The sequence below is a fragment of the Photobacterium malacitanum genome, from assembly GCF_900185615.1.
Classification (GTDB): domain Bacteria; phylum Pseudomonadota; class Gammaproteobacteria; order Enterobacterales; family Vibrionaceae; genus Photobacterium; species Photobacterium malacitanum.
Window position 1 is genome coordinate 166916 of sequence record NZ_FYAK01000002.1, and the last position, 12727, is coordinate 179642.

12 protein-coding genes are annotated in these 12727 nt (G+C 36.5%); 4 read left to right on the plus strand and 8 right to left on the minus strand.

Annotation, left to right across the window (positions count from 1 at the left end):
* Positions 1 to 107: 107 nt before the first annotated feature.
* Positions 108 to 1754 carry an ABC-ATPase domain-containing protein gene (locus PMAL9190_RS05940; RefSeq protein WP_087844928.1) on the minus strand — a complete coding sequence of 549 codons (1647 nt, stop codon included), beginning with the start codon at positions 1752 to 1754 and terminating at the stop codon, positions 108 to 110.
* 597 nt (positions 1755 to 2351) lie between these two features.
* Between PMAL9190_RS05940 and PMAL9190_RS05945 the strand changes: the two genes are divergently transcribed.
* Both PMAL9190_RS05945 and PMAL9190_RS05950 read left to right on the plus strand, forming a co-directional pair.
* Positions 2352 to 3242, plus strand: coding sequence for a phosphotransferase (locus PMAL9190_RS05945; RefSeq protein ID WP_087844346.1), 891 nt, complete (start codon positions 2352 to 2354; stop codon positions 3240 to 3242).
* Positions 3243 to 3337: 95 nt separating this feature from the next.
* On the plus strand, positions 3338 to 4036 hold the full coding sequence (locus tag PMAL9190_RS05950) for a RimK/LysX family protein (RefSeq protein WP_087844347.1): 699 nt from the start codon (positions 3338 to 3340) through the stop codon (positions 4034 to 4036).
* 82 nt (positions 4037 to 4118) lie between these two features.
* On the opposite strand, the gene PMAL9190_RS05955 is transcribed toward PMAL9190_RS05950, so the two are convergent.
* The 5 genes from PMAL9190_RS05955 to PMAL9190_RS05975 all read right to left on the minus strand — a co-directional run bounded on the left by PMAL9190_RS05955 (position 4119) and on the right by PMAL9190_RS05975 (position 8644).
* Complete coding sequence (locus PMAL9190_RS05955; protein ID WP_087844348.1) at positions 4119 to 4931, minus strand: DUF2797 domain-containing protein; 813 nt, start codon at positions 4929 to 4931, stop codon at positions 4119 to 4121.
* Between the two features lie 363 nt (positions 4932 to 5294).
* Positions 5295 to 6233, minus strand: a complete 939-nt coding sequence (locus PMAL9190_RS05960) for an amino acid ABC transporter permease (protein ID WP_087820108.1) — start codon at positions 6231 to 6233, stop codon at positions 5295 to 5297.
* A 2-nt stretch (positions 6234 to 6235) separates the two neighbouring features.
* Positions 6236 to 7051, minus strand: coding sequence for a transporter substrate-binding domain-containing protein (locus PMAL9190_RS05965; RefSeq protein ID WP_087844349.1), 816 nt, complete (start codon positions 7049 to 7051; stop codon positions 6236 to 6238).
* A gap of 44 nt (positions 7052 to 7095) precedes the next feature.
* A complete protein-coding gene (locus tag PMAL9190_RS05970; protein WP_087844350.1) occupies positions 7096 to 7896 on the minus strand; it encodes an amino acid ABC transporter permease in 801 nt (266 codons plus the stop codon).
* Positions 7897 to 7906: 10 nt separating this feature from the next.
* Positions 7907 to 8644: an amino acid ABC transporter ATP-binding protein gene (locus tag PMAL9190_RS05975; protein WP_060997970.1), complete on the minus strand. Its 738-nt coding sequence runs from the start codon at positions 8642 to 8644 to the stop codon at positions 7907 to 7909.
* A 452-nt stretch (positions 8645 to 9096) separates the two neighbouring features.
* Here PMAL9190_RS05975 and aroG point away from each other — a divergent pair, with 452 nt between their 5' ends.
* Positions 9097 to 10149: a 3-deoxy-7-phosphoheptulonate synthase AroG gene (gene aroG / locus PMAL9190_RS05980; protein WP_200813394.1), complete on the plus strand. Its 1053-nt coding sequence runs from the start codon at positions 9097 to 9099 to the stop codon at positions 10147 to 10149.
* Between the two features lie 76 nt (positions 10150 to 10225).
* Here the strand turns inward: aroG and PMAL9190_RS05985 are convergent, their stop codons facing one another.
* Entirely contained in the window at positions 10226 to 10408 is a 183-nt protein-coding gene (locus tag PMAL9190_RS05985) for a hypothetical protein (RefSeq protein ID WP_087844352.1), read from the minus strand.
* A gap of 249 nt (positions 10409 to 10657) precedes the next feature.
* On the opposite strand from PMAL9190_RS05985, the gene PMAL9190_RS05990 reads away from it, so the two are divergent.
* Positions 10658 to 11155 carry a hypothetical protein gene (locus PMAL9190_RS05990; protein WP_087844353.1) on the plus strand — a complete coding sequence of 166 codons (498 nt, stop codon included), beginning with the start codon at positions 10658 to 10660 and terminating at the stop codon, positions 11153 to 11155.
* 5 nt (positions 11156 to 11160) lie between these two features.
* Here the strand turns inward: PMAL9190_RS05990 and PMAL9190_RS05995 are convergent, their stop codons facing one another.
* Positions 11161 to 12594 carry a hypothetical protein gene (locus PMAL9190_RS05995; RefSeq protein ID WP_087844354.1) on the minus strand — a complete coding sequence of 478 codons (1434 nt, stop codon included), beginning with the start codon at positions 12592 to 12594 and terminating at the stop codon, positions 11161 to 11163.
* Positions 12595 to 12727: the final 133 nt, after the last annotated feature.

Here is a 12727-nt window from a genome sequence, read left to right on the forward strand (position 1 = left end):
TGACCGCATATTATAGTTGATTGTAGCTTATTGCGCTACTGTATCCTGAATTAACATAAACCCCGCTTTGAGCGGGGTTTAAAGAATAACCGAGTTCAGCTTGAGGCTTACTTAAATTCAGCTTTACGCATTCGGTTTAAAACGGCCATTACTTCGATAACGCGAGGCTTAGCCATTTCACCATATTTAGGCATCATATCAGCCCAATTATCGTGCAACATATTAGCAAACGCACGGCTTGGATTTTTTTCCCAACCTTTAGTTTGTGCTAATTGGAACCACAAGTAACCAATAGCCAATAGTTGGCTTGAGTGCGCAATTTGCTCTAGTGCTTGTAGATCAATGTACTCACGACCAAAACGTAGTGATGTTTTGTCTTTTACTTGAATACGGAACTTGCCTTCTTCTAGCATTGCTTGCAAGGCACTACGGTTTATTTGTCGTGTGCGAGGGTGAACAATAACTTCTGTTCCTTCCTGCTTACGACGGGTTGGGTGAGAAGCAACAACTGCGCGTGCTTTTTCTGTCACATCAATAGCATCATAGTTGTGCATTTGAATAACAGTATCAGCGACATCAAGATAATCACCAGAGCCACCCATTACCAGCATTACTGAAATGTTGTGTTGATCGCGTAGTAGTGCGATACGGTCAACTAATGGTGTAATTGGTTCATCTTCTTTACAGATCAATGCTTGCATGCGCTCATCACGGATCATGAAGTTAGACGCTGAGGTATCCTCATCAATCAATAATGCTTCAGCACCCGCTTCAATAGACTCTTGTAACCATGATGCTTGTGAGGTTGAACCTGACGCATTTTGACTACTAAACGCAGTAGTATCTTTACCCATAGGTAAATTACTGATGTAAGGCGACAGATCAACATTGTGAACACAACGGCCATCTTCAGCACGAATTTTAGCGGCAGCATCATTGGTTACTACATACTCTCGGCCATCGCCGGGAACATGATCATAGATCGAACGTTCAATAGCACTTAGCAGAGTTGATTTACCGTGGAAACCACCACCAACGATAAGCGTAATACCTTCAGGAATACCCATACCACGAATCTTACCTTTATGCGGTGCTTCTAATTCTACCGCTAGGTTATCAGGACTTAGGAATGGAATAGCATCAGGTAATGGCAAATCACTGTTACCTGCAATACGAGGTAATAAGCTTCCATCTGCAACAAAGGCTAATAATTTATGTTGTTTCAGTTGGCTACGCAGCGCGACTTGATCTTCAACCGCTTCACAGTGACGTTTTAACTCATCCATTGGTAATTCACGTGCGATAGTGGCACGACGAATCATTTTTGGTAGATAGAAGGTCAGTAGGTTGAGGGTTTTTTTCGCAATAATAGTACGGCCATCTGATGGCAGATTAATGCGGAAACGTAATTCAATACCTTCATCGTCAAATACGACAGAGGTACGATCTAGAATTGTTTGTCCTGGCATGTCAATTAAGACAGCATTGTCTTGCTGAGATAAATCAGCAAAGAAGCGTGCAATAAAATCACGAGCTGCACGCTGATAATCAGTCGATTTTCCACGTAGCCATTCAAGATCAGTGAGTGACCATGCGCGACGAGCACGAACGCGAGAAGCTGGCGCAAAGGGATCCGACTGAACGGTATCGATAAAAAAGTCGAAATCAACAAAGTGATATTCACCGCGCATACTTGAATAGCTGCGGTAGTTATGACGGTCAATTTTATGGAGTTTGGCTTCGAGTAATTGCATATCGCCCCGATATCGTTCGTTATTGAATGCAGAGCGCATAATGAGGTCGGCTCTGGTCGCTGGATATTACACTAAACACTGGCTTTTGGCATGAAAACTTTAGCTAGCTCACAAAAAACAGCTAAAAAGTAGGCATATTTCAACGACTATAATAGTGAAAATGTAAACTCATTTGATGCTGCAAAAAAGAAAAACAATTTAATTGTATCATTACAAAACGAAGTGTTTTTTATTACCCGTTAATTATTGAAAATGAAATGTTCTCAGTTTATATCTTTTAGGTATATGTATACCCTGTATCTATATGCTTTTTAGCTTGATTTTCCATGTTATAAATTAGTTATTTTTATATGATAAAATTACGTAGTTTAGAACTCTAAATTATCATCAAAAAAAAGTGATTATTGTCACTAAAAACGAAATTGTAACTAAAGGTAAGATATTTTCATCTTTTCTATTCCTCAATGCTGGTTATCTTTGCTGTTATGATGCATTCTTAAAACATAAAACAACGAAAAGTCACATAAAACCAATGATTTATACCGTGTGGGTATAAATCATCTGTATTGTGTGACCATGATTATCAAGGTACTAAAGATGAATAAACCCCAGCTAAAAGCCATTGCTGAAAATGCGTTTATGGCAATGTTTCGTCGCAAAGCTGACGTGTGTGATATTCAGGAAACCTTTTATGGTTGGGTCGTTTTTCTGGCCTCTGGAAAGTCGAAAATTGTCGTTAAATTTTCACGTGAAGTTGGTCGCATAGGAAAAGAAGTCGCAAGTTTAGAGCAGTTACGTAAAATTGTGTCATGTCCAGTGCCTGAGATTTATTTGTTTGGTCGAGAGGATGGATATGATTATATTGTTTTAGATTGGCTAGAAGGGGTTTCTGCGCACCAATTACCTAAAGATTCTAAAGCGGTGATGACATTTAGAGAAGATTATACTGATATTTTATTAGCACTGCATGAGCATCAGCATCCGCAAGGGTTTGAACTATCAAATGGCCAATTTAGTCAAAACTTGGGATCAGCATTTGATGACTGGATGGGAAGCGTATACCACTATTTGATGAGTATGGGCTCTCCCTTTAGCGCAGCTCTAAAAGATAAATTTACTGCTCTGTGGGAAGACAGAACCAAAGTATTGGCGCCGATTGCCCATGAGTCATCATCATTTGTTCATGATGATTGTCATATCGCTAATGTGTTGTTTGATCCTACAACTTTTAAAGTCGCTGGTTTGTTAGATCCTTGCGATAGTGGTTTTAAACATCGAGAACTGGATGTAATTCATCTGTTTGATGTCCGTAGTGATTTACATATTGCAGAGCGTTATCTTGAAAAAAGTCATTTAGATGATGGTTTTGAAGAACGTCGCCATTTTTTCAGTCTATGGGATGATGCTAAACATAGCCGTAATATGGGGTGGTATAATGAACAATGGTTGACGAATAAATTTTCATTATATGAAGCGGCTGCTCATTAGAAGAACGGTGGTGCTAGGTGATTTATTTGGCATAACGTTAAACCACGTATTATGGTTAATTACGGCCTATAGAAATGTAATAGAAGAGAGAATGTATGAAGAAAACGGCAGTAGGTTTATTGGCCTTGACACTTTTTGGCTGTGCTCAGCAGCCGTCACTAAAAGATCAACCACAACCAACAGTTTCAACACCAACACCAACAGTTAAACCTTTGGTGTTTGCTTCGATGGTGACCGCTGCTGAAATGCAAGCAGCTGCGAAAGCTCAAACTATTGCAGCTGAAAAAAAAACCCATCGTGTTAAAAAACAGGCCTTAGCGGCAACTGAAGTAACAACCGATAAAATCACGGCTTCGACGGCATCAAAGAAATTAACAACAACCAATCATAAAGCGAGCGCTAAAACCAAAGACGGTATGTTAGTGCTAGGTCATCATGAGTGGGTGTTGATTTTGTCTGGCACTAAACATGTTTCTGCTTATGTTGATCCTAAATCTTCTACATCTCGCGTTGGGGTTAAAAATCTGGTTGAATTTGAACGTAACGGCGATAACTGGGTTAAATTTGTGTTCCAAGGTAAAGAATACAAATACCCTGTAGAGGCTTGGTCAAAGAATGATAATAATACCCGTTTGCCGATCGTTCTATTACGCACCAAGCTCGGCGATCGAAATGATGAAGTTGAATACCAATTGATAGACGGTGGTAAGGGGGTGGTGTTAGGTGAGAACTTTATGCGTGATATCGCTATCCAAAATAGCCAACGTGAATATGTACAGCCCAAAGCGAAATAAACTTTATTCTTAGCATAACGCATAAGAAACGGCATTGCTCTTAATTAAGAGCAATGCCGTTTTATGTTGTTACCGCGTATGTTTATTCTGCAATAATCACTTCGTAACTGCTAAATTTACGAATATTAATCACACCAGTATCAAATAATAAATACTGACCTTTAATTCCCTCAAGAATACCGCTAACAACAGGCTCCTTATCAAAATTGTGAGACGCTATTTTGGTTGGGAAATGATCAACAGGATAATGAATATCAACAATATCATTATTTAAATATTCGATAGCATCTTCACCAAACTCTGCGCAGATCTCGGCCAGTTTTTGTTTTACCTCAGGCAATAGTAATTGTGCTTGTTGGTGTAAATCGATATCGCTATTGTTGCCTTTTAGCATGGTACGCCAGTTGGTTTTGTCTGCCACCATTTCAGCAATAGCAACTTCCACTAAACCAGAGATTTGACGTGTTTTTACTTTTAATACCGCCAGTGCTTGTGTTGCACCTTGATCTATCCAGCGAGTAGGGAGCTGGGTATGACGAGTAATACCGACTTTTAGTGCAGAGGTATTAGAAAGATACACATAGTGAGGCACCATGCAGTTATCTTCCCCCCATTGTGGTTCACGGCAGGTTCCTTTTGCATAATGGCAAGTTTCTGGCTTCATGATACACATATCGCAGCTTGCCAGCTTTTTCATACAAGGAAAGCAATGGCCTTGTGAATAACTCTTTTTGGTTTTCTTGCCGCATGAGCAACAGAATATATTACCAGTATGAGTAAGAGTTAATTTTTTACCAATCAATGGGTTAAGATGAAGTTGTTGCTCGCCAATCGGAAGGTAGTAATCGACAACCTCTCCAAGCGATGATTTCATTTTACTGAGTGTACCTTGCATGCTTTGCTCACCGTTTATTTTTTTATGAGTGTATCAGGGATTGGTATTACTACGTATAGCTAATTGAGCATCTTTTTAGAAATATATAATTTGAACGATTTACAAATAATATGAGCTTGTGACCACAGCCGATGGAACTTTATCTCAAACATCAAGATTAAGACTATACTTTAATTAATAGATCAATTGAGGTGATATAATATGTGGGTATTTATACAAGATTGGATGAATAAATATATTGATTTAGTTAGTAAGAAAAAAATATATAACCAGTACAAGTAAATATCTTTAATGGTAATACTGTTAATAAAAAATAGACACCCCTAAAATAATAGATGTTTATTAGGGATGCCTAAGTTGTTATTAACGTTGTAGGTGACGTGAACTGTGCTTTTCTAGTTTTCTGAATAATAGCGATAAGCTAAAGCATAATATAAAATAAACTGCACCAACAATGAGCCATATTTCAAAAATATACCCAGAAGAGTTAGCTATTTCAGAACCAGTAAATGTCATTTCCTGTATAGAAATCAATGAGATAATTGATGAATCTTTAACTATGGAAATAAACTGTCCAGCTAATGTGGGAACGATAGCAGAAAATGCCTGTGGGAATATCACAAATCGAAACCGACTGTATGTAGATAATCCTAAAGAATCAGCTGCTTCCCATTGTCCTTTGCTAATTGTATCAATACCAGATCGAATAATTTCAGCGATATAAGCTGCAGCAATGAGTCCTACACATAAAACACCTGAAAATAAGTTTTCCCATAAGTTACTGTGCCCAAATAATATTATTTGCAATACATTTTCTTGACCGCTGTAGTGGCGGAATAAATGACTTAATCCAAGCAGTGGAATAAGTTGATTTGAAATGAAAAAGTAAAAAATAAACACAAAAACAAGTGGCGGTATATTACGTACAACTTGAATGTAACTACTTGCTATTAAGTTGATGATCTTAAATGATGAACGATGTGCAAGCGCAAGCAATAAACCTATTGTGGCCGCAAAAATCATTCCCCATATACTGACTCGAATGGTACTAATAATCCCTTGAATGAAGTAGGGGATACCGCCATCGTGACTACATGTAAATACCAGCTCAATTGCTCGATGCCAGTGCCAGTTATAGTGGATACCTACCGATGAGCGGTAGGCTAACCATCCAATAAAACAGCCAATAATGATGAGTAAAATAACATCGAGTTTATTAAGCTTAAAATTAAAACGACGCCCCACAGACGGGGAAGAACCCGCCTGTGGTGCGTTGTTACATGACGTTTTAGTTACAGTCATTATTATTTAGTCTCGTTAACCTGATCTTGCCATTTCATGGTCTTAAACCAGTACTGGTAACGACTCTTTAACCAACCGTCTTCAGTGCGTACTTGAATCCAGTTATTGAGGAAGTTAAGTAAGTTAAAGTCACCTTGACGAATCGCAAAACCTGTTGCATAACGAGTTAATGGTTTCTTAAATGGCATAAATAAGCTATCTGGGTTTTTTAGCGCCATTTGCTCTGGTGTTGGTGTTGATGCTAGTGCTGCTTGTGCATTACCGTTTAATACTTCTTGGAAAGCTTGAGTTTCATCATCAAACTGACGTAATTTTGCTTTTGGAAATAATTTACGTGCTGTTTGAACAGGGTAAGCACCACTACGAACGGCGATGGTTACGCTACGTTTATTATAATCAGCAAGAGTGGTCATTTTTGATGCAAGCTTTTTGTTTGCAACCATTTGAACGGCTGAGTATGAGTATGGGTGAGTAAACAGAACACTCATATTTCGCTCTGGTGTAATGGTTAAACCGCCAATAATAACATCAAACTTGCCAGCTAATAGGGCTGGAATAATACCATCCCAAGCTGTGGGTACGAATTCAATTTTCAAACCAGCATCAGCAGCTAAACGTTTTGCCACATCAACTTCAAAGCCAATCAAATCACCTTGTTTATCGCGCATAGCCCAAGGAACAAAAGTTGATAAACCGACGCGCAATGTGCCGCTTTCTTTTATTTGCTGTAAAGCATTTGTATTGTCTGACGCAAAGGCATTGTTAGCCCCTAATAAGCAAGTAAAAACGGTAAGTAATACCGCAATGAAGCGTTTCATAGCTTTCTCCATTGGTTCATATGGTTCATATAAATATTAGAATATTAGTGGTTAGGAATAGTTAAACGACGTTCTAACCAAATTGCTAGTGCTGATAATGTTAATGTTATACAAAGATAAATTGCTGCGACAGTAAACCAGACTTCAAATGGCATCGCAGTATCAGCGACTAAATTTCGTCCTTCCGTTGTCAGATCAAATATAGCCATGATACTCACAATGGAAGAATTTTTTACTAAAGATACCGCTTCATTTGTGAGCGGTGGAATAATTTTTCTAAACATTTGTGGAATAACAACAAATCGATAACTATCTATTTGTGATAAACCTAAACTTTCTGCGGCTTCAAGTTGACCCTTAGGTATTCCTTGTAAACCAGAACGGAATATCTCAGCGCTGTATGCACCTTGAAATAACGATAATGCTAAAATTGCTGTTGTTGTTCGGTCAATACCTAATACCGGCCCAAAAACAAAATACAGTAAGTAAATTTGCACAAGTAAAGGAGTGCTGCGAATAACTTCAATATAACCACGAGCAAGACTGCGACCGACGATCGAATCTGACATTCGTAATAATGCGGTTATAAGGCCGATAATTACGGTACAGATTAAACTGAAGCTTGATATTTTCAGCGTTACCATTAAGCCTTCAATCAGCTCTCCTGAATACCATTGGCCATCTTCATAAAACCATAGGTGCTCAGGGATACGGTACCATTGCCAATGATAATGCATTGCTTTTGCACCGCTATTAAGTAGCAGCATTATAATTGAAGCAACACAGATCACTTGTAATGTAATAGCGATAAGATGAGGTATTCGAGATCGTCTATCTTGGGTCATTATTTTGATCTCAATAGCTAAGAATATTTTCAAGAAATTGTTGTGTACGTTTATGCTGAGGATGGTCAAAAAGTTGCGCTGGAGCCGCCATTTCAACAATCTCACCTTGATCCATAAACACAACTCGGTCAGCAACTTGACGTGCAAACCCCATTTCATGAGTAACACATACCATTGTAATTCCATCATCGGCAAGTTCTTTCATTACATCAAGAACTTCGCGGATCATTTCAGGATCAAGTGCAGATGTTGGTTCATCAAATAGCAATATATTAGGTTTCATACATAAAGAACGAGCGATAGCAACACGTTGCTGCTGTCCACCAGAAAGTTGTCCCGGAAACTTATCCGCTTGGTGGCCAATATGCACACGTTCTAAAAAGTTACGAGCAAGCTTTTCAGCATCAGCCTTAGACATTTTTAACGCACGGCGAGGTGCTAATGTTAAATTATCTAATACGCTCATATGAGGGAATAAGTTAAAGTGTTGAAACACCATACCTACCTGACCTCGTATTGCATGAAGTTCTTTATGGTTTAATGAATGCCCAGCAACGGTTATTTCACCATTATTATATTTCTCTAAACCATTAATACAGCGAATTAAGGTTGACTTTCCTGAACCTGATGGCCCACAAATGACTAACCGTTCACCTTTTTTAATAGAAAGATTAATATTTTTTAATGCATGATAATGGCCGTACCACTTATCAACATTATTAAATGTGATTATATTGTTTTCAGACAATGCCGCATCCTTTAAATGTAATTGATATCTATTTATACATCATTAGTTATGTTTTTTTATGATTAAAGAATCACATAATTATTAAAATCATATATTAATTATTATCAATATTAAAATTGTGAATATATTGAGTGTGTGTATGTTTTTTTAAATATTGTAGATTTGTACAATAATAAATCGCTCTTAGTATATTTTACAGCCTTTCTATTCTCTCGTGTAATAATTATTTTGTGTTTTTAATGTTTTCTATTCATATATTGTCATTTATGTGCAGAATAACGCAACATTTATAAAGAAATGTCAGGGTTCATTCAGTTTTTGATTAAATAACAGTTTGCACTCTAAGTTTTTAAACGATAAGTTAAGCAAATGTTTCAAATTAAAGATTATATGGTTGTTTGTCTTGGTCGACTAATTACTGTGTATTAAAAGGAATTATAGGAAGTATGGATATGCATAAAACGGATGACGTTCGAATCAGTGAAATTAAAGAGCTTCTACCGCCAATTGCGGTGTTAGAAAAGTTTCCAGCATCTAATAAAGCTGCTGAAACCGTCTACCAATCACGCCAAGCGATTCACAATATCCTAAACGATGAGGATGATCGATTATTGGTCATCGTTGGTCCTTGTTCTATTCATGATCCTGTGGCTGCATTGGAATACGGTAAAAAATTAAAACAACTTAGAGATGAGCTTCAAGGCGATCTTGAGGTTGTGATGCGAGTCTATTTTGAAAAACCACGTACGACTGTTGGCTGGAAAGGGCTGATTAATGACCCGTATATGGATAATAGTTTTCAACTTAATGATGGTTTACGCATTGGTCGCAAGTTACTTGCAGATCTTACCGATTTAGGATTACCAACGGCTGGTGAGTTCTTAGATATGATCACACCTCAATATATGGGTGATCTTATCAGCTGGGGAGCTATTGGCGCACGTACTACCGAATCACAAGTACACCGTGAGTTGGCATCAGGGCTTTCTTGTCCAGTAGGATTTAAAAATGGTACTGACGGTAATATCAAAATCGCAACGGATGCTATTGGCTCAGCAAGCGCACCTCATCACTTTTTGTCGGTTACCAAATACGGCCATTCTGCGATTGTAGCCACGGCTGGTAATGAAGATTGCCACATTATTTTACGTGGCGGTAAAGCACCTAATTATGGTGCTGACGATGTTAATCAAATTACGCAACAGCTTATAGATGCAGGTTTACGTAATAAGCTCATGATTGACTTTAGTCATGCCAATAGTTCAAAACAGTATCAACGACAAGTAATTGTCTCTGCTGATGTCGGTCAGCAAATTGCGAAGGGTAATAGTGCTATTTTTGGCGTGATGATTGAAAGCCACTTAGTTGAAGGTCGTCAAGATATCGTCGAGGGTAAGACTCCAATATATGGTCAAAGTATTACTGATGCATGTATCGGTTGGGATGATACCGCCAACGTTCTACGCCAGCTTGCTAGTGATGTTAGAGCCCGTCGTCAACAATAAGAATAAGTGAGTGGCTTAAAGCACCACAATATCATCATAAAATTACAGCTCCTGCTTATATAAAGTAGGGGCTTTTTTATTGGTGGAGTCTATAGCCATCATTAAATTCAATATCAAAATGTTCACCATAGTGATGTTGATTAACAAGATGCTCATTAAAAGGGAATTGACAATATATATTAAAGTTATGATGTAACCCATTAATGATGAAAGAATCAAAAATATCATGAGTGTCAGCTATGATTGTTTTTTTATCCATAATGCTCCCTAAAGACAGTAGCTAGTCAGTCATATTCTGAATACACGTTGTTAATTATAGTAAGTGTACAATTGATATGGCTCTGGCAGGCAAATAAATAATCCAAAATGTACAGTAAATAGGACACTATTTATTATTATTATTTACTAAGGGAATTGTTCTTTTTGATTTAAAGTTGCTAATACTTAATAAGGTCTATGCTTATTGTGCTAAAAGTGTTTTGTTGTCCTTATTAGCAAGGAGAAAGTGATGCGTAATTTAACATGGAAACGTATAGTCAATATTGGATTACTATTTATGGCTTTCTTTAGCATGTGCACTCAAGTCTCTTATGCTAAGCAGATCACTTCAACATCAACAGTGATTTCAGCAACACAAGCGTATATTAATCATCAAACTAAAATGCAACAGCCGCAACAGAATATTGTCTATCATCCAACATTGGGTTACATGGAATATCAACAAATTTGGTGTAATGATAATCGACAACAGTCGAGAGTCAATTACCAACGTTTTATTACTGATATTTGTATAAAAAGAGGGGGGGATATAACCAATCATTGGTGTACGGCCTCTAAAACACAGCAGCCTATTTTTTATACGGTTGTTAGTGACTATGATGCTAATTGTGCAACAAATCAGGCAACTATCGTTCAGATTACTGAGGTATTACCAACGCTTAATAATAACTCAAACATAGCGAAAACATGGTTGAAAGTAGCCCAGAGTTTAGGATTTAATGAATGAGGTGATTAACTATCGACCCATTTTTTAAATAACTGCTGGTTAACGAGTTGATTGAGGTTATAGTGTACCGTTGTTGTATTTGGTGTCGCTTGATTAAAATCTGTTGGCGGTGTTAATACTCGGCGACCATTATAAATAACGCTGTAATTTTTATTAACATTAAGAACGATTTTATAATGCTTTGCTCTTATTTTAGGTAGAGTAAATGTACCATTTTCTTCTATATTGAAAGTAAGTTCTTTAGGGTATTCCTGTAGTATTTTTTCGGCATATTGTTGAGTGAACTTTTCAATTACATTTTTATTTTTACAAAGTAAAGCGAAATTAATTATAGGATCTTTTATTTTTCCATTAGAAAATAATGGCGCTAACTTAGAATAAAATGTAGGTGTTGATATGTTTATCTGATTATTATCATCAAGTAAGAATCTATTGATGGCAGTATTCATCTCAAAATTTAATTTTCTTAATTGCTTTATTTCTAAACTAATAGCATCACAAGGGCGAGTTTTTTTACTCATAAGGCGTCTTTCTGCTAAGTTGTTGTTAGCATTGATTAAATCTTTTTGTAAGTAACTGTTGAAAACTTGTTTACCATAATTTGGCTCAAAGTGACCATTGAGTTCTACCATTGTATGCCATAATTTTGGAACATAATGCTCAAAAATAACATTAATTTGTTGTTGATGATTAACTGGAACTTTAGTGATCAATTCATCATGATTATAATAAATACAAGCATAAGGTGAAACGAGATTTATTTTTTTATAATCACCTAAATATGTTGAACAATTAATGGTATCATGTGCTTTATATTTAAATTTAAGTTCAGATATTAAAGTAAATATTAAATCATTATTTAGTTGAATTGCACGCAGTTCTTCTTTTAATTCTCGACGTAGTTTCGTATAGTATTGTTGTTTTTCTTTAATTGTACTTTTTATCATTGCAATATTTTCAATATGTTGCTCTTCTGTCATTTCCATGATAGATAAACGAGCATTGATCGATGCAATTTCTTGCCTATAATAATTTAGTTTATTATTAATATCATCTTGAAGTTGTCTTTTTAATATATTTACTTCAATCATGTTTCTTTTATAAATTAATGCACTGTTATAAAGCGATTGCACAAAAATATTTGAATCATCAATATGAGTTTGATTAAATTGATAAATTAAATGTTCAATATCTTCGAGATAATGTGGGTTAGATAACCAATTCGAATTAATTAATGATTGTGATGCATTTTTTAGATTAGAGAAGTCGGAGGGAATAGTAAAAGGACTATATGTATCAGTAATAATGAACCCTTGTTGTTCTTGAGAGGTAATGATTTCAGGATCGATATTAAAAGATGAATAATCAATATGATTATAATCATCACACCCTGTGACGATGCATAAAACAATCAAAGATACGTTTGAAAAGATGTTCATTTTTAAATAGTTACATTTACTTTACCAATGAAAGGCATTATACCGATGTAACAGTCATATACAAGGTGCATAATGCTTGTTTTTTTTGTTGGTAATTGATGTGTTGGTGTGATTATTATGTGATCAATAATGG

Bases quoted from the DNA above. Each gene is read 5' to 3' on its own strand.
- PMAL9190_RS05940 (WP_087844928.1), bottom strand. From the start codon at position 1,754: ATGCAATTACTCGAAGCCAAACTCCATAAAATTGACCGTCATAACTAC.
- PMAL9190_RS05945 (WP_087844346.1), top strand. From the start codon at position 2,352: ATGAATAAACCCCAGCTAAAAGCCATTGCTGAAAATGCGTTTATGGCA.
- PMAL9190_RS05950 (WP_087844347.1), top strand. From the start codon at position 3,338: ATGAAGAAAACGGCAGTAGGTTTATTGGCCTTGACACTTTTTGGCTGT.
- PMAL9190_RS05955 (WP_087844348.1), bottom strand. From the start codon at position 4,931: ATGCAAGGTACACTCAGTAAAATGAAATCATCGCTTGGAGAGGTTGTC.
- PMAL9190_RS05960 (WP_087820108.1), bottom strand. From the start codon at position 6,233: ATGACTGTAACTAAAACGTCATGTAACAACGCACCACAGGCGGGTTCT.
- PMAL9190_RS05965 (WP_087844349.1), bottom strand. From the start codon at position 7,051: ATGAAACGCTTCATTGCGGTATTACTTACCGTTTTTACTTGCTTATTA.
- PMAL9190_RS05970 (WP_087844350.1), bottom strand. From the start codon at position 7,896: ATGACCCAAGATAGACGATCTCGAATACCTCATCTTATCGCTATTACA.
- aroG (WP_200813394.1), top strand. From the start codon at position 9,097: ATGCATAAAACGGATGACGTTCGAATCAGTGAAATTAAAGAGCTTCTA.
- PMAL9190_RS05985 (WP_087844352.1), bottom strand. From the start codon at position 10,408: ATGGATAAAAAAACAATCATAGCTGACACTCATGATATTTTTGATTCT.
- PMAL9190_RS05990 (WP_087844353.1), top strand. From the start codon at position 10,658: ATGCGTAATTTAACATGGAAACGTATAGTCAATATTGGATTACTATTT.
- PMAL9190_RS05995 (WP_087844354.1), bottom strand. From the start codon at position 12,594: ATGAACATCTTTTCAAACGTATCTTTGATTGTTTTATGCATCGTCACA.